The organism is Niastella populi, assembly GCF_002078015.1.
GTDB classification, from domain to species: domain Bacteria; phylum Bacteroidota; class Bacteroidia; order Chitinophagales; family Chitinophagaceae; genus Niastella; species Niastella populi.
This window is the reverse complement of record NZ_LWBP01000134.1, coordinates 47,836-64,886: the sequence shown is the minus strand read 5'-3', so window position 1 is coordinate 64,886 and position 17,051 is coordinate 47,836. Positions and strand designations below refer to the sequence as shown.

Below are 17,051 nucleotides of genomic sequence, written 5' to 3'. Positions count from 1 at the left end.
AAACCAGATTGCTTACTCTTAAACGCCATTAGGTAATGTAAAGTATTAACAGGTAGCTAAATGCGCCCCTTATTTCGATTAAATGTCCCTATTGTTCGATGAATGATATCGAATACAGGCCGGGGCATAAATAAAAAATGTATGCCAGGGGGCATACATTTTAATATTGATAACATTAAGTGAGGTCTTTACATTCCGTACTGTGCCAGGAACTTGATCCGCATGATCTTCAGCTGTTCCCAGGTAAAATTCTGATCTGAAAGCTCATCCAGTGCAACCTGCAGCGATGAAGTTTCACAACCCTTGAAATACTCGATGATGTCTTCCTGCTCGTTTTCATCGAGCATTTCGGCAATGGCATAATCAAGGTTCAGTTTGGTTCCGCTGGCGGCAATGGTTTCCATTTCTTCCAGCATTTCATCCATACGCCAGCCTTTGTTCTTGGCAATAACTTCGAGCGGGATCTTTTTATCGGTCTGCTGAATAATGTATACTTTATTACCGCTTTTGTTCACCACGCTTTTCATTACGAAATCGTCGGGGCGTACAATGTTATTTTCCTCAACATAGCGGGCTACCAGCTCAATAAACGGTTTACCATACCGAATGGCCTTACCCTTGCTTACACCTGAACATTTCTCCAGTTCTTCGAGTTTGGTAGGGTACAGGGTGGCCATATCCTGCAGTGAAGTTTCAAGGAAGATCACAAACGGGGGCAGTGATTTTTTCTTGGCTTCCTTTTGACGAAGCTCTTTCAGCATTTCAAACAGCTTTTCATCGGCTGCTGCGCCGGTAGCTGCTTCAGAACCTTCATCATCGTCGGCATTGGCCTCTTCGTATAAATTGTTCAATACAATCTTGAACGATTTGGGCTTTTTGCTGAAGGCTTCTCCATTTTTAGTGATCTTCAATACACCGTAATCTTCAATATCCTTGCTCAGCAATCCTTCCAGCAGCATTTGCCTTATCAGTGAATTCCAGTAATGGTCGGGCTGATCGTTTCCAATACCGAATTCGGCCAGGCCTTCATGGCGGTACATGGCAATATTGGGCGTTAACCGGCCAATTATAATATTTACCGTGTAGTCGGAAGCAAACCGTTCATCAAGCGATTTGATCACTTTCAACACCTTCACCACATTGTCTTTTGCTTCAACCTGCTCTTTCGGGTGCAAACAGTTATCGCACTGTCCGCAATTTTTATCTGTATACTCTTCGCCAAAGTAGCTCATCAGTATTTTACGGCGGCATACACCACTTTCTGAGTAGGCAACCGTTTCACTGATAAGCTGTGCGCCCACTTCGCGTTCGCTGAGTGGTTTGTCGCGCATCAGGTGCTCGAGTTTTGAAACGTCTTTATGCGAATAGTAGAGGATACACTTACCTTCCAGTCCGTCACGGCCGGCACGACCGGTTTCCTGGTAATAGTTCTCAATACTTTTCGGAATATTGAAGTGAATGACAAAACGGATATCCGGTTTATCGATACCCATTCCGAATGCGATGGTGGCCACTATCACCTGAACGTCTTCATTCAGGAACAGATCCTGGCGTTCAGCGCGCAGTTTGCTGTCGAGCCCGGCGTGATAGGCAACAGCCTTTATGCCATTGGCCATCAGCATGTCGGCCAGCTCTTCGGTGGTCTTACGGTTTAAAGTATAAATGATACCGCTCTTACCCTTCATTTGTACGATGAAGCGTACAATGTTCTTGATGGTTTGATCTTTCTTGATCTTTGGCTGTATTTCGTAATACAGGTTGGGGCGGTTAAAAGAAGATATAAAGATCTCGGGTTCTTTCAGTCCGAGGTTTTTGATAATGTCGCTTTGAACTTTAGGCGTTGCGGTCGCTGTTAATGCAATAACCGGAATGTCGGGATTGATTTGTGTCATCATTTCACGCAGCCTTCTGTACTCGGGGCGGAAATCGTGTCCCCACTCTGAAATACAGTGTGCCTCGTCAACCGCAAAAAACGAAAGTTTCAGATCGGAGAAAAACTCGAGGTTTTCCTGCTTAGTCAAGGTTTCTGGCGCTACGTATAACATTTTTGTGCGTCCGCTCACCAGGTCGTCATGCACTTCGCGAATTTCCTTTTTTGTTAAGGTGGAGTTAAGAAAATGCGCTACATCATCTTTGCTGCTATAACTGCGTACCAGGTCAACCTGGTTTTTCATTAATGCAATAAGCGGACTGATAATAATAGCCACTCCCTCGCTGATGATGGCCGGCAGCTGATAACATAAGCTTTTTCCGCCGCCGGTAGGTTTTATTACAAACGTATCTTTTCCCGCCAATAAACTTTTGATGATGGCTTCCTGGTTGCCTTTAAAATGATCGAATCCAAATTGCTCCTGGAGAGCCTGATGCAAAGATGCGCTTGTAATGGGAGAGGTAGTAGAAGAAGAATCTGCAGTTTTTTTCTTTGCTACTGTATTGTCTTTGTCTTTCTGAACTTTTGCCGTTTTTGACGGTATTTTTTTTGATGTGGTTGACATTGCTCAAAGTGTTTCCTTCGCACAGATTGTTTCAGAAAATATTAATTACCAAGCCTGATTGACGTTTTCTTTAACGTCAATAAATGGTACTTGTTGCCCTTTAGCAAATCGTCAGTGTATGGGTTTAAATCAGGCCTTTTAGGATAAGAATGTTATAGGCAAAACATGTAAAGGGATGCGAATTTAATTCATTTTTGTTGTTATGCCAATCTTTTAATTGTCAAATCCTCATATTTAAAAAGCTGCTTAAGTGATAATCAGCCTGTATTTTAGCTTCTTCATAAGATACGCTGCCGGCTTTATTATAAACTGCTTAACTTAACAAAAGCTGCTGCATATTGTTTGTATAAGCGTTTGATAAATAACGCATCGCAAATGTGTGGATAACATTAGCCAGAAACACACAGGAATCCTTTCCTGTGGTTCGAAGACTAAAGGTTAACAGTTACAATGTGCATAAAGCTTTGTGCAATTAACAATTTCAAGTAGGTTTGCGCCATAATATGTCTACTTTGTCTGCCATTGATATTAAGTCTGTTGCGCTTCGGACCATCGGGTTGGAAGCAGAGGCCATTGCGTCGTTGCAAAACATGGTGAACGATGATTTTGAACATGCCGTAAAGGCCATCTACGAAATGAAGGGGCGGCTGGTTATTAGTGGTATTGGCAAAAGCGCTTTAATAGCCCAGAAACTGGTTGCAACATTAAACTCAACAGGAACACCTGCGGTGTTTTTGCATGCTGCCGATGCCATTCACGGCGACCTTGGCATGGTTCAACAGGACGATGTGGTAATGATCATTAGTAAAAGCGGCGAAAGCCCTGAAATAAAAGTATTGGTTCCCCTGGTAAGGAATTTTGGCAATACATTGATAGGTATGGTGGGAAATACTGCTTCGTTCCTGGCCCGCCAGTCGGGCATTGTTTTAAACACTACCGTATCTCAGGAAGCCTGTCCCAATAACCTGGCGCCAACTTCCAGCACAACGGCCCAACTGGTAATGGGCGATGCCATTGCCGTAACACTGATGGAGCTCAGGGGTTTTACTTCGGAAGATTTTGCCCGGTTCCATCCCGGCGGTACTCTTGGAAAGAAATTATACCTGCGCGTATCCGACCTGTATGTAAATAATGAAAAGCCTCAGGTTTCTCCTGCCGCTTCCCTTAAAGAAGTGATCGTTGAAATATCGAAAAAGCGATTGGGAACAACAGCCGTTACCGATGAGAACAAACGTTTGCTTGGGATCATAACAGACGGCGACCTGCGGCGAATGCTGGAGAAGAATATTCCCTTGAACAGCGTGACTGCAAAAGAGATCATGACGGTGAACCCGAAAACTATTACAGCCGATGCACTGGCTGTAGAAGCACTTGATCGTTTGCGAAAGTTTGATATCAGCCAGCTGGTGGTTGTGTCGGCAGAAATGGAATATCATGGCTTTGTTCACCTGCACGACCTGATCAGGGAAGGGCTCATTTAAGTTATTTAGTAAAATCAGCAAGATTGTAACTTTATCAACTAATAAAGTTGACAGTTTGTCGTTTTGTGGTGTCAATGGCATCATCAAATAGTAACCTGTCAGTATTCCGGGCTTAGCCGAAAAGGACAACTTAACAAAAAATGAACAAACATCATTACGTAGCAATAATGGCAGGGGGAATAGGAAGCCGTTTCTGGCCCATGAGCCGTACTAATTACCCCAAGCAGTTCCTCGACATTCTGAATACCGGAAAAACACTCATACAAGCCACGTATGAACGATTTGCTGCTTTTATACCGGCCGAAAATATTTATGTAGTTACCTCAAACGAATACATAAATATTGTAAAGAAACAATTGCCGCAACTGCCGCTGCAGAATATTCTGGGCGAACCGTCCCGGAAAAATACAGCTCCCTGTATTGCCTACATTAGCTACAAACTGAACCAGCTCGATCCGCAGGCTTCGCTGATAGTTGCTCCTTCAGACCACCTGATACTCGATCCGCTTGCTTTTAATAAAGTTTGTTTCGAAGCGCTCAGTTTTGTTGGCAAACACAGCGCATTGGTAACGCTGGGTATTCAACCTGCCTATCCGCATACCGGCTACGGTTATATACAATACGAGCAACAGGCAGTTAGCGACAATGTGTATAAGGTAAAAACGTTTACCGAAAAGCCTGAACTTTCAACCGCCAAAATATTTCTTGCCAGCGGCGACTTCTTATGGAACGCCGGTATATTCGTTTGGCAGGTGAAAAATATAATCGCTGCATTCGAAAAATACCTGCCTGAGACCTATGATGTATTCGAAGCGGAAAAAGCGTATTTGAATACTACGGAAGAAGGTCCGGCTTTACAGCGCATCTATCCGCTTTGTACCAATATCTCCATCGATTTCGGCATAATGGAAAAGGCCGATAATGTGTATGTGATTCCCTCCTCATTCGGCTGGAGCGACCTCGGAAGCTGGAACAGCGCCTGGGAAAATCTTGATAAAGATTATATGGAGAATGCCGCCGGTGGTGGCAATGTCATTGTGTTTGACACACATCGTTGTATGATCCAAACGCCCGAGAACAAACTCGTTGTGCTGCAGGGCATGGAAGATTTCATTGTAGTTGATACCAACGACGTGCTCCTTATCTGCAAAAGAGAAAAAGAACAGGATATCAAAGAATATGTTGCCGAGGTTAAAAGGAACAAGGGAGATAAGTATCTTTAAGAATGGTTACGCTCAACAATATACTTTTTCTCGACATTGAAACGGTTCCGCAATACGATTGCTACGACAAGATGCCGGCCGAATGGAAATCCCTCTGGGATCTAAAGGCCGCCTACCTGATTCGTAATAAGGAAGAAGAAACGGTAGAAACCATTTATAACCGCGCCGGAATATATTCCGAGTTTGGTAAAATTGTTTGTATCAGCTGCGGGAACATCCAGGGTTATAATCCCACCAAAAAACTCGTCATCAAATCGTTTTATGGCGATGATGAACGCGAAGTGCTGTTGCAGTTCACCGAAATGCTGAAACGCTGGACCACAGATGCCAATAAATGCTTCTGCGCCCACAATGGTAAAGAATTCGATTTTCCTTTCCTGTGCCGGCGAATGATCATCAATAATATTCCCATACCACCCATTCTCAATACCAGGGGAAAAAAGCCCTGGGAAATAAACCATCTCGATACTATGGACCTGTGGCGGTTTGGCGATTACAAAACATTTACTTCATTGAATCTGCTTGCCTGTACGCTGGGCATTCCCACCCCGAAAGACGATATCGATGGCAGCAAGGTGTGGGAAGTATACTGGAAGGATAAGAACCTGGAACGCATTGCCACTTATTGCCAGAAAGACGTAATAACCACCGTGCAGGTGTACCTGCGCATGACGGGCGAAGAACAGATAGATGCAGAAAGCATTGAAATAAAATAATAACAATATTTCATTTTACAAGTACATTCCATTTTAAACAAACCGCTGACATTTGTAAATTGCAAATAGTAAAGTTGAGTTGTATGGATGTAGAATCTCTTCGCGATTATTGTTTATCAAAACCGGCCGTGGAAGAAACCTTTCCCTTTGGGCCCGATACCCTTGTTTATAAAGTGGGCGGAAAGATCTTCCTGATCTGTTCGCTGGACCATGAAACATTTCAATTCAATGTAAAGTGCGACCCCGAAAAAGCCATTGAGCTTCGGGAGCGGTACGATTGCGTTCAACCCGGTTATCACATGAATAAAAAACACTGGAATACCATCGTAGTAGATGGAACCGTAAGCAATACGATGTTGAAGGAATGGATCACCGATTCCTATGATCTCATTGTAGAAAGCCTGCCGGTAAAAGCGCGGGAACAGGTTAAGGGAAAGAAGTAGCGCCAGATGACTGGTTCCCCGGTTAACAGGTTGATAAGGTTTGAATTCATGCCGCCCTCGCTAAGTTTCTCCGGAGCGGCAGCCGCAGGCAGACAGAGAAAAGAATCACGGGGCAAATTCATTTAGATCACTCTTTACAAATAAAGACATTGACGTCAATACAGATCCAATCTAAACTACCCCAGGTAGGCACTACCATTTTTACCGTAATGAGCGCCCTGGCTACCGAACACAAAGCCGTTAACCTTGGCCAGGGGTTTCCTGATTTTCCTATGAGCGCCGGACTAACCGCGCTGGTAACGGAAGCCATGAACAAAGGGTTCAACCAATATTCGCCCATGCCGGGCTGGATGCCCCTGCGGGAAGCCATTGCAGAAAAGATTGCGTTTTTGTATCACACAACTGTTAACCCCGATACAGATATTACTATTACGCCCGGGGGCACCTATGCCATTTACACTGCGCTTACCACGGTATTACAACCGGGTGACGAGGTAATTGTTTTTGAACCGGGGTACGATAGTTACATTCCCAATATAGTGGTGAATGGCGCCACACCTGTTCGCATCGATCTGCAGTTTCCTGAATACAGGATCGACTGGGCGGAAGTACGCCGTAAAATAACTTCCAAAACAAGGGTTATTATGCTCAATTCGCCGCACAACCCAACCGGTGCAGTGCTACGGGAAGAAGATATGCAGCAGTTGCGCGATCTGGTGCAGAACACCAATATCATCATAGTTTCAGATGAAGTATATGAGCATATAATTTTCGATAATATAAAACACCAGTCTATCCTGCGTTACCCCGACCTGGTGGGGAGAAGTTTTGTTTGTTTTTCATTTGGTAAAGTATACCATTGTACCGGTTGGAAACTGGGGTATTGCGTGGCGCCTGCCGCGTTTACCCGCGAGTTCCGCAAAGTGCATCAGTTCAATTGCTTTAGCTGCCATACACCATCACAGGTGGCGCTGGCCGCTTTTCTGCGAAATAAAGAGTCATATTTATCACTGGCTTCCTTTCTGCAAAAAAAGCGCGACTACTTTTTAACGTTGATGAAAGACACCCGGTTTACCATGCTCGACAGTAAGGGCAGTTATTTTATCTGCGCACAATATGATCGCATCAGCGATGAAAGCGATAAGGATTTCGCCATCCGCATTACAAAAGAGTTTGGCGTGGCCGTAATTCCTGTTTCTGCCTTTTACCAGGATGCAACCGATAACAAGGTGGTTCGCTTTTGCTTTGGTAAAAAAGAAGAAACCCTGGCGCTGGCAGCTGAGCGTTTGGCCCGCATATAAAATAAATATGGAAGGAGCCCGCCTCCTGAAAAGAGCCGTTCACCAACCGGCAGACAACCTTCCTTCTAAAGTTGCCGGCTAATTTTTTAAATTAGCTTATGATTACGCTGATACCAATGCTTCAGGAACATGCCGCCCCGGTGCTGGAAATTTATGGCCATGGCATTGCTTCGGGCATGGCAACTTTTGAAACAACAGTGCCTGATTGGGAACAGTTCAACCTCAAGTATCTCCCACACTCAAGGATAATAGCGCTCAACGGTAATGAACCTGTTGGCTGGGCGGCCCTGGCGCCCGTATCGGCAAGGGAATGTTATAGCGGCGTGGCGGAAGTAAGCGTATATGTTCATCAGCAGCATCAGCGAAAAGGGATCGGCAGAATTTTGCTCGAGGAGCTGATAAAAGCCAGCGAACTTAATGGCATCTGGTCGCTGTTAAGCGTTATTCATGAAGAGAACAGGGCAAGTATTCATTTACATGAACAATGCGGTTTTCGCTTTATCGGTTATCGCGAACGTATTGCCCGGCTTGATGGCATCTGGCGAACGACTGTTATGCTTGAAAAAAGAAGTAAAATAGTAGGATAATTGGCTCACATGGAAGTTTGCTTAAAGCAGACGGATTCAATACTGATCTTCAATAAAATACTTCCTCTCTTCACACCTGTCAGTGAAAGTTGTTATTGCAACCATTTAAGGTTTCTATAACAAACCTTTTTCATCGTTTGGCGTCATATATATGAATGTAATTGCAGCTGTAATGAAAGTAGTGTGAACCTGGTTTAGTTAGCCGGTCGTTAAGGGAGTCATTGGATAAGGCAAATGAGGCAATTCATATTTAAATTTACTATCAACCTGACAAATGCGGTTGTAAACACAAGTAAGATATTACAGGACGGTTTATTTTTCATGGATTGGACAAAACAAAAAGGGGCTCTTTCGTGAGCCCTTTTTTTATTGCTGATTTTGGGATTTAGTGATTTTGCGATTTATAAGGCGGGCATTCTGCCAAACCTCGCAATCTTCATTTGCAATTGAAACCCCGGGAAGTTCACGCTTACTTCAACAACTGATAAGCTATAAGACTTATAATATAAGCCAGTCCGGTCATATACACTAATTGTATCAACGGCCACTTCCAGCTACGGGTTTCTCTTTTAACGATGGCCAGTGTGCTCATACATTGCATGGCGAATGCGTAAAAGATCATTAACGATATGCCGGACGCCACTGTGTATACTTTGGAACCGTTTGGCCGAACCGCGGCATGCATTTTTTCCATCAACGTACTTTCATCAGCATCGTTGCCGCCTTCAACACTGTACAGCGTGGCCATGGTTCCAACAAAAACTTCCCGTGCAGCAAAAGAAGTGATCAGTGCAATACCGATCTTCCAGTCGTATCCCAGTGGTTCTATCGCCGGTTCAATACTTCGGCCAAGAATGCCGGCATAGGAATTTGCTAAAAGCTCGGTATTTTTCAACCGGCTCAGTTCTGCTTCCTGTTCAGGATGTTGTTTTAATTGTTGTTCGTAACGTGCTTCTACCCCGCTCATTCTTTCTTTGGGACCATATGTGCTCAATGCCCACAGAATTAAACTGATCACCATGATCACTTTACCGGCATCGAAAACAAAGATCCTGGCCTTGCTCAACATCGTTACCACCACATTTTTCCAGCGCGGTGCGCGGTAAACCGGCAGCTCCAGAATGAAAAAGCTTTTCTCTTTGATATTTATAAAAAGGCGTGCAACATACGAAACGAGTAACGACATGATGGGTCCCAGCAAGTAAAGGCCCATCATCACCAGGCCCTGTAAACCCAAAAAGCCTGCGAACATTTTTTTCGGGATCACCAGGCCTATCAGGATCGTATACACCGGCAGCCGGGCGCTGCAGCTCATCAATGGCGTAACCAATATGGTGAGTAATCTTTCCTTTTTGTTTTCAATATTGCGCGCGCTCATGATGGCTGGTACGGCGCAGGCGAAACCGCTGATCATGGGCATAACGCTTTTGCCGTTGAGGCCTACTTTGCGCATCAGCTTATCTGTTAAAAAGCTAATGCGGGCCATGTAGCCGGTATCTTCCAAAATGGTCACCAGGCCAAACAGGATCATGATCTGGGGAATGAAGATGAGGATACCGCCCAGCCCGGCAACAATACCATTTATTAGCAGGTCGGTGAACCAGCCTGGCTTCATTACGCTGGTAAGCCAGCCGCTTATTTCACCAAAGGCCCAGTCGATCCCCGTCATGGGGTACTCGGCCAGCCAGAAAACACTTTGAAACAACAGGAACAGCACCGCCAGCAAAATGAGATATCCCCAGCGGCGGTGAAGAAATATATTATCCAGCTTTTCGGTAAACAATGTTTTTTGCAGCGGCGAGGGCTCGGTTACCGATTGTTTCAGAATGGAACCAATTCGTTGGTATCGCTGCAGTATTTCTTCCGCCTGTGTTTTGGTATGATTAAAATTATTATCCTGTTCAATCGATTCTATTTTCTCCTGCATCTGATTGTTCAGGGAAAACGATTCGTGGTTGATGAGATAATGAACAGCTTTGTAATCGCTCAGTTCGGGAAACAACGCCTTTACGCTGCCGATAGCGGCCGGGGCGAGGGCTTCATTATTGATAAAATCGCGAACAGGCGCTTTATATAATTCAAGTGCGGTTTGTTCTATCGCTTTTTTCAGGGGAAGAATGCCCTTGTTTTTGCGCGGGTTGATGGGAACTACCGGCACACCCAGCTCCCTTTCCAGTTCTGCCACATCGATCTGGATGCCTTTGTGGCGGGCGATATCCATCATGGTCAGTCCCACCACCACCGGTATTTTAAGATCTATGATCTGGGAAGCAAACAACAGGTTGCGCTTGAGGTTGCTGGCATCGGCAATCAAAACCACCATTTCCGGCTCTTCCACATCTTTATCCTGCCGCATCAATACGCGGTAGGCCACCCACTCATCTTCACGACGGGGGTATAAACTATATGTACCGGGCAGGTCAACGATGGAAGCGCTTAGCGTTTCCGATAATTGACAGATGCCTACTTTCTTGTCTACCGTTACACCCGGAAAGTTGCCAACTTTCTGGTTCAGGCCGGTTAAAACATTGAACAGGGAACTTTTGCCGCTGTTTGGATTTCCTACTAATGCAATATGTATCGTCTTCGCCATTACTAAACACCCTTTTGCATTAAGCAAAAGGGTTTAAACAAGAGCGCAAAAATACCGATTTAACCGGGCCGTAATTTACGATATGAGTAAAAACTAAGTGAATATTGAAAACCGCAGTGAACCGCTGACATTAAGGATTTTACTGCTTTATTGACAAACATTGTACAACAGTTACACAACCTTGTTCTCGAGCGGTTTGCCGGCCTCGAAATCATGCACGTTCCGGAGTGTGGTTTTGGCAATTTGGGTAAGCGCTTCATCGGTAAAGAATCCCTGATGGCTGGTGATCAACACATTCGGAAAACTCATTAACCGCATGATCACGTCGTCTTCAATGATCTGTTCAGACAGGTTATGGAAGAACAGCTTTTCTTCCTGCTCATACACATCGATGCCCAGGTAGCCCAGGTGACCGGTTTTTAAGGCATGAATGGCATCGCGCGTATCGATCAGTGCGCCCCGGCTGGTGTTGATGAGCATTACACCCGGTTTCATCAGCCGTAGCGTATCGGCGTTTATAAGATGTTTGGTTTGTTCGGTAAGCGGACAATGCAATGAAATGATATCGCATTGCGGCAGTAACTGCACCAGCGGCAGGTATTCAATGCCTTTAGATTCCAGCTCTTTATTGGCAATGAGATCGAATGCCACCACCCGGCAGCCAAAGCCTTTCATGATATCGCAGAAAACCTGGCCAATTTTGCCAGTACCGATAACGCCGACTGTTTTACCATGCAGGTCGAACCCGGTCAATTTGTCAAGCGAGAAATTGCCTTCCCGCACCCGGTTATACGCTTTATGCGTTTTGCGGTTCAGGGTTAAAATAAGCGCTACGGCATGTTCGGCTACTGCATAGGGCGAATAGGCCGGAACACGCACCACTTTAATGTTATGGAGCTGCGCCGAAGGCAGGTCGACATTATTGTACCCGGCACTGCGCATGGCTATAAGCTGTACGCCCTGGGCGGCCAGTTGTTTTATGGTGGCTGCATTCAGCGAATCGTTGACAAAAGCGCATATGGCACTACAGCCGTCGGCGAGCGGAACAGTTTGTTCGTTCAGCTGCGCTTCGAAAAACACCAGATCGTGACCACTATTATGGCGGGTGAAATATTCTTTATCGTATGGCTGGGTGGAGAAGAAGGCGATTTTCATAGAGACAAATTTAGGGGAAAGGGGAGGGAGTTGAGGTGATGAAAGTCATTAGGAATGTCGAATAACGAATGTAAAATGTTGAATGCAGAAGTGGAATACAGGGTAATGAGAAATGAAGAAGGGGAGCCAGTTGACGGGTTGACAAGGTTATAAGTTGATAAAGTTGAAATGGCTGAAAATGTGGATGGGTTTTGAATTCTTTTTGAACGATCACTAAGGCTGCTAATTGATTTTCATACAGCAGCATACATTTACTATTTGAGATTCATTTTCAATCGTTTAGGTTAGTATTTTCATGGAAAATGAATTATTCATTGAAGAAAATGACCCATTTTCATGAGATTTTGGCTTTTTCATGAAAAACAACCCTGTTTTCATGAGTTTTATCCCTTTTTCATGAGAAATGACCTTGTTTTCATATGTTTTATTCTTTTTTCACGAGAACACGCACTGCTTTTATAAGTATCGGCCAATTTTTATTAAAAATGACCTCGTTCTCATGTAAACGGAACCTGTTTTCATGAGAAATGACCTTTTTTGGAAAAAAGTTTTCCCTAACTGAATATCATTTTTTACTCAACAAGGCTGCTTCATAAGAAATAACAAACACTCATTAGTTTTTCAAAAATTTATTTCCTCTTTGTTTTCACTCCCCGAACTTCTGCCAATACTTATCTTTGCCTCCCTTTTTGTTCGCCAATGGCCAACGAAAAGCATTAAAACTTATAGGATATGTTCAACAAACGGGTAAAAGTTAAAGAGCTGCTGGCCAGTGAGGCTACCGGTCAGGAAGTTATTGTTATGGGTTGGGTGCGGGGTTTCCGCAATAATCAGTTTATAGCTGTGAATGACGGTAGCACCAATAATAATATACAGGTAGTAGTTGAACTGGGAATGCTTGATGAGGAAACGCTTAAACGCATTACCCAAAGCGCTTCCATAAAAGCCACCGGAACCCTTATTCCCTCCCAGGGTAAAGGCCAGAAGGTGGAGGTGAAAGCATCGGCCATCGAGATCCTCGGCGATTGCGATCCCGAAAAATATCCTTTACAATTAAAGAACCGTCCAAGTTTGGAATACCTGCGCGAAATAGCGCACCTGCGTTTCCGTACCAATACCTTTGGCGCGGTATTCCGCGTGCGCCATGCACTGGCATTCGCCATTCATAAATTCTATAACGAGAAAGGGTTTGTGTACATGCACACGCCCGTGGTTACCGCCAGCGATGCCGAAGGCGCCGGTGAAATGTTCCGTGTTACCACCCTGCCTTTTGATAACCCGCCGCGCAACGAAGACGGCACTATCAATTTTAAAGAAGATTTCTTCGGCCGCAGCACCAACCTTACGGTGAGCGGTCAGCTCGAAGGCGAACTGGCAGCCATGGCCTTTAGTGAGATCTATACTTTCGGCCCCACGTTCAGGGCTGAAAATTCAAATACCGCCCGCCACCTTGCTGAGTTCTGGATGATTGAACCGGAAATGGCCTTTTATGATATCGAAGACAACATGAACCTCGCCGAAGAGTTCATCAAATATCTCATTCGCTATGTAATGGAGAATAACCGCGAAGACCTGGAGTTCCTCGCTCAACGCCTGGCAGAAGAAGAAAAACAACTGCCCCAGGATAAACGCAGCGAAATGGGATTGATAGAAAAGCTGGAATTCGTAATGAACAATAGCTTCGAGCGCATCACCTATACCGAAGCCATCGATATTCTGCTCAATTCACCGGCTTACAAGAAAAAGAAATTCCAGTACGAGGTGAAATGGGGTATAGATATGCAAAGCGAACATGAGCGCTACCTCGTAGAAAAACACTTTAAGAAACCTGTTATCGTTACCGGTTATCCGAAAGACATCAAGTCGTTTTACATGCGCCTGAACGATGATGGTAAAACGGTAGCGGCCATGGATATTCTGGCGCCCGGGATCGGTGAAATCGTAGGCGGCTCACAAAGAGAAGAACGCCTCGACAAACTTACCGAACGTATGAAGGAAATGAATGTGCCTGCAGATGAAATGTGGTGGTACCTCGATACCCGCCGATTTGGTTCTGTACCGCACGCCGGTTTCGGCCTTGGTTTTGAAAGAATGGTATTGTTTGTGACCGGCATGACCAACATTCGCGATGTAATTCCGTTCCCACGAACACCCAAGAACGCAGAATTTTAATTATGTAGTTTGATATAAAAAGAAGCGGTCCCGGATTAACCGGGACCGTTTGCTTTGATTGCTATTCATGGATGGAAACTATAGGTATATGTGCATGGGTTATTAATTCACGGCTTTGACTTTTATGGAACAGGCTGTCGATAAACCGGTGTTTTTTGGGAACTACCATTACCAGGTCGAGGTTGTTATGCTCCGCGAAACTGTTAATGCTTTCTACCACATCTTTACCCGTTAGCTGTACGTATTTCGGACTAACGTCTTCCAGCATGGCATCGAGATAGGCAGTGTCCATAATGGCATCTTCCAGGTCGTCCTGCTTAATATCCTGTACATTCAGCACATACAGATCTGCACCGAATTCTCTTACGATATTTTTAATATACTCTACCGGCGTCGACTGTACTATATTCTCAAAATCACAGGCAAGGCCAATCTTTCTGATTCCATGGTAAGTAGTGCCGGGCGGAACGACAATTACGGGGCATTTTAAATGACGTATAGCGGTGAGCGTAGTGCTACCCATGATCAGTCGCTCAAAACCTGTTGCGCCATGGCTGCCCATTATTATTGCCAGTGGTTCTACGGAATTGCAGATCTGTTGAAGTTCTTCAATCGTTTCTCCCAGCCGGGCTTCCGTAAATATTTCTACTTTCCCTGCCGTAATGGTTACCAGGTTCTTTTTTAATTCTTTAAGCCGTTCTTCACTTGTACGTTTTATTTCTTCTATTGAAACAGTTGAAACCGGGGATACAGGCGAGTCGGTAAAGGATACCGGTACATTGTACACGTGCAGCAACACTATACCTGCATTGATTGCCTGCGCCATGTCAACCGCATAATTCATTGCATTGACCGATACAGACGAAAAATCGGTAGGAACTACCAGTGTTTTCATGTTTTTCTTTTTTTGATGATTAAAAGTACTATTCCGTTCGTGCTGTTAACGTGATGTTCGTCAGTAGAATAACTGATAGTGTATATATGGAAAAATTGTGCCACCGCATCTCATTATCAAACCAATAAGTTATGGCTGAAATAAATGTACCCGCCGCCGGCGGCAACAAGGCCGGTGGGCGCAGAAGTAAAAAATTAAGCACACGGGTTGACTTAACTCCCATGGTTGACCTTGGGTTCCTGCTTATCACTTTTTTTATTTTCACCACGTCTATGTCGAGCCCCAAAGCAATGAAACTGAATATGCCGGATGATACGGATCCCACTGTGCCCGATATGCCTGTAGGTAAAAGCACCGCACTGACAGTTATTCCTGTAAACGGTAACAGAATTTTCTATTATCATGGCGATTTGAAAGATGCGTTGAAAGAGGAAGCCTATGGCACTACCAATTATTCCATGAGCGATGGCCTGGGACAAATAATAAGAACCAAACAGCTGGCCCTCGACAAAACGGGAAAACGGAAAGACCTTGTCGTAATGGTTAAACCAACACCTGAGTCGAACTATCAAAACGTGGTAAATGTTTTGGATGAGTTCCTGATCAATGACGTAACGCGTTACGCCATCATGGACATCACTCCCGAAGAAAAAGAAATAGCCCTGGCAAAGAGTGCGGGCCATTAAAAGTGTGCCAAACGTAACCGTATAGCGTTAACTAAGTGCGGCACACTTTAACAGTACCCAAATACCGGGAAGCCGGTGATACAATAAATTCAATTGAAATTTTGTGGTGGTTACCGGGTTTAGTAAATTGTATGTTCCTCAGCATTTCAGGTAATTCATTGTATAAGCCGATTTAAATATATTTTATGGCAATACCGGTAGTAAACCTCGCCGATTTTTTATCAGGCGATCCGCAGTTGAAGCAGGCATTCGTTAATCAACTGGGTAAAGCGTATGAAGAAGTAGGATTTGTGGCAGTAAAGAACCATGGCATACCCGATGAACTTATTGCCGATCTGTATAAGTATGTGCAACAATTCTTTTCTCTTCCTGCCGATGCCAAAAAGAAATATGAGATACCGGGCCTGGCGGGTCAGCGTGGTTATACTTCTTTCGGTAAAGAACATGCAAAAGGAAGCGATGCGCCGGACTTAAAAGAGTTCTTCCAGTTCGGGCAGGTGGTTGACGATAACGATCCCATTAAAAGCGAATATCCCGATAACGTGCAGGTAAATGACGTTGCAGCTTTCAATACAACGTTTACAAAAGCATACCGTGCATTCGAAAAATCGGGTCGTGCATTGTTACAGGCGATCGCTTTGTACCTTGGTCTCGATGAGCATTATTTCGATAATTATATTCACAATGGCAATTCGATATTAAGGGCAATACATTATCCGCCCATAACGCAGGAACCGAAATCTGCCATCCGGGCCGAACAGCATGAGGATATCAACCTCATAACCCTGCTGGTTGGCGCTTCGGCAGATGGCCTTCAAATTCTGACCAAACAAAACGAATGGGTGCCGGTGACTTCCTTGCCAGAGCAAATTGTGGTGAACGTAGGCGATATGTTACAACGCCTTACCAATAACAAGCTGAAATCTACTACGCACAGGGTGGTAAATCCACCAAGGGAAATGTGGGGTACATCCCGCTATTCCATTCCCTTCTTCCTGCACCCGAAAAGCGATATGAGCCTGGCCTGTTTAGACAGCTGTATCGATGAACAACATCCTAAGGCTTTCCCCGACGCTACAGCCGGCGAATACCTCGACGAACGATTGAGAGAAATAGGATTAAAGAAATAAATAACTGAAAAAGAGCCGGTTATAGCCGGCTTTTTTCTTTAACTCCTACTTAACGCATTCGTGATTATTTTAGAGTCATCAAACATTGATTATTCAAAAAAAGCGCTGTTCAAACACCCGGGTTATAATAGAACAATATTGAAATAATTAATGTATGGTCTTTTTCGTTAATGG

13 protein-coding genes are annotated in these 17,051 nt (G+C 44.5%); 9 read left to right on the top strand and 4 right to left on the bottom strand.

The window, feature by feature from the left end; translation table 11 throughout:
* Positions 1-188: 188 nt before the first annotated feature.
* Complete coding sequence (gene recQ, locus A4R26_RS12540; protein WP_207625739.1) at positions 189-2,495, bottom strand: DNA helicase RecQ; 2,307 nt, start codon at positions 2,493-2,495, stop codon at positions 189-191.
* Between the two features lie 503 nt (positions 2,496-2,998).
* Here recQ and A4R26_RS12535 point away from each other — a divergent pair.
* The 6 genes from A4R26_RS12535 to A4R26_RS12510 all read left to right on the top strand — a co-directional run bounded on the left by A4R26_RS12535 (position 2,999) and on the right by A4R26_RS12510 (position 8,246).
* Positions 2,999-3,976 (top strand): KpsF/GutQ family sugar-phosphate isomerase, encoded by a 978-nt coding sequence (locus A4R26_RS12535; protein ID WP_081164116.1) that lies wholly within the window; start codon positions 2,999-3,001, stop codon positions 3,974-3,976.
* 140 nt (positions 3,977-4,116) lie between these two features.
* The gene (locus A4R26_RS12530; RefSeq protein WP_081164115.1) at positions 4,117-5,199 is read left to right on the top strand and encodes a mannose-1-phosphate guanylyltransferase; all 1,083 of its coding nucleotides are present in this window, start codon (positions 4,117-4,119) and stop codon (positions 5,197-5,199) included.
* 2 nt (positions 5,200-5,201) lie between these two features.
* On the top strand, positions 5,202-5,915 hold the full coding sequence (locus A4R26_RS12525) for a 3'-5' exonuclease (protein ID WP_081164114.1): 714 nt from the start codon (positions 5,202-5,204) through the stop codon (positions 5,913-5,915).
* Positions 5,916-5,998: 83 nt separating this feature from the next.
* Positions 5,999-6,358: an MmcQ/YjbR family DNA-binding protein gene (locus A4R26_RS12520; RefSeq protein ID WP_081164113.1), complete on the top strand. Its 360-nt coding sequence runs from the start codon at positions 5,999-6,001 to the stop codon at positions 6,356-6,358.
* Between the two features lie 149 nt (positions 6,359-6,507).
* Complete coding sequence (locus A4R26_RS12515) at positions 6,508-7,659, top strand: methionine aminotransferase (RefSeq protein WP_081164112.1); 1,152 nt, start codon at positions 6,508-6,510, stop codon at positions 7,657-7,659.
* Between the two features lie 98 nt (positions 7,660-7,757).
* Complete coding sequence (locus tag A4R26_RS12510) at positions 7,758-8,246, top strand: GNAT family N-acetyltransferase (protein WP_081164111.1); 489 nt, start codon at positions 7,758-7,760, stop codon at positions 8,244-8,246.
* A gap of 469 nt (positions 8,247-8,715) precedes the next feature.
* Here A4R26_RS12510 and feoB read toward each other — a convergent pair whose 3' ends face one another.
* Positions 8,716-10,839, bottom strand: coding sequence for a ferrous iron transport protein B (feoB, locus tag A4R26_RS12505; RefSeq protein WP_081164110.1), 2,124 nt, complete (start codon positions 10,837-10,839; stop codon positions 8,716-8,718).
* Positions 10,840-11,010: 171 nt separating this feature from the next.
* On the bottom strand, positions 11,011-11,994 hold the full coding sequence (locus tag A4R26_RS12500; RefSeq protein ID WP_081164109.1) for a 2-hydroxyacid dehydrogenase: 984 nt from the start codon (positions 11,992-11,994) through the stop codon (positions 11,011-11,013).
* Between the two features lie 732 nt (positions 11,995-12,726).
* Here A4R26_RS12500 and asnS point away from each other — a divergent pair.
* A complete protein-coding gene (gene asnS / locus A4R26_RS12495; protein WP_081164108.1) occupies positions 12,727-14,166 on the top strand; it encodes an asparagine--tRNA ligase in 1,440 nt (479 codons plus the stop codon).
* A 61-nt stretch (positions 14,167-14,227) separates the two neighbouring features.
* On the opposite strand, the gene A4R26_RS12490 is transcribed toward asnS, so the two are convergent.
* Positions 14,228-15,061 carry a universal stress protein gene (locus tag A4R26_RS12490; RefSeq protein WP_081164107.1) on the bottom strand — a complete coding sequence of 278 codons (834 nt, stop codon included), beginning with the start codon at positions 15,059-15,061 and terminating at the stop codon, positions 14,228-14,230.
* 131 nt (positions 15,062-15,192) lie between these two features.
* On the opposite strand from A4R26_RS12490, the gene A4R26_RS12485 reads away from it, so the two are divergent.
* Together A4R26_RS12485 and A4R26_RS12480 are read left to right on the top strand one after the other, a co-directional pair.
* Positions 15,193-15,747, top strand: coding sequence for an ExbD/TolR family protein (locus tag A4R26_RS12485; RefSeq protein ID WP_081164106.1), 555 nt, complete (start codon positions 15,193-15,195; stop codon positions 15,745-15,747).
* A gap of 185 nt (positions 15,748-15,932) precedes the next feature.
* Complete coding sequence (locus A4R26_RS12480) at positions 15,933-16,877, top strand: isopenicillin N synthase family dioxygenase (protein WP_081164105.1); 945 nt, start codon at positions 15,933-15,935, stop codon at positions 16,875-16,877.
* The last annotated feature ends 174 nt before the right edge of the window (positions 16,878-17,051 follow it).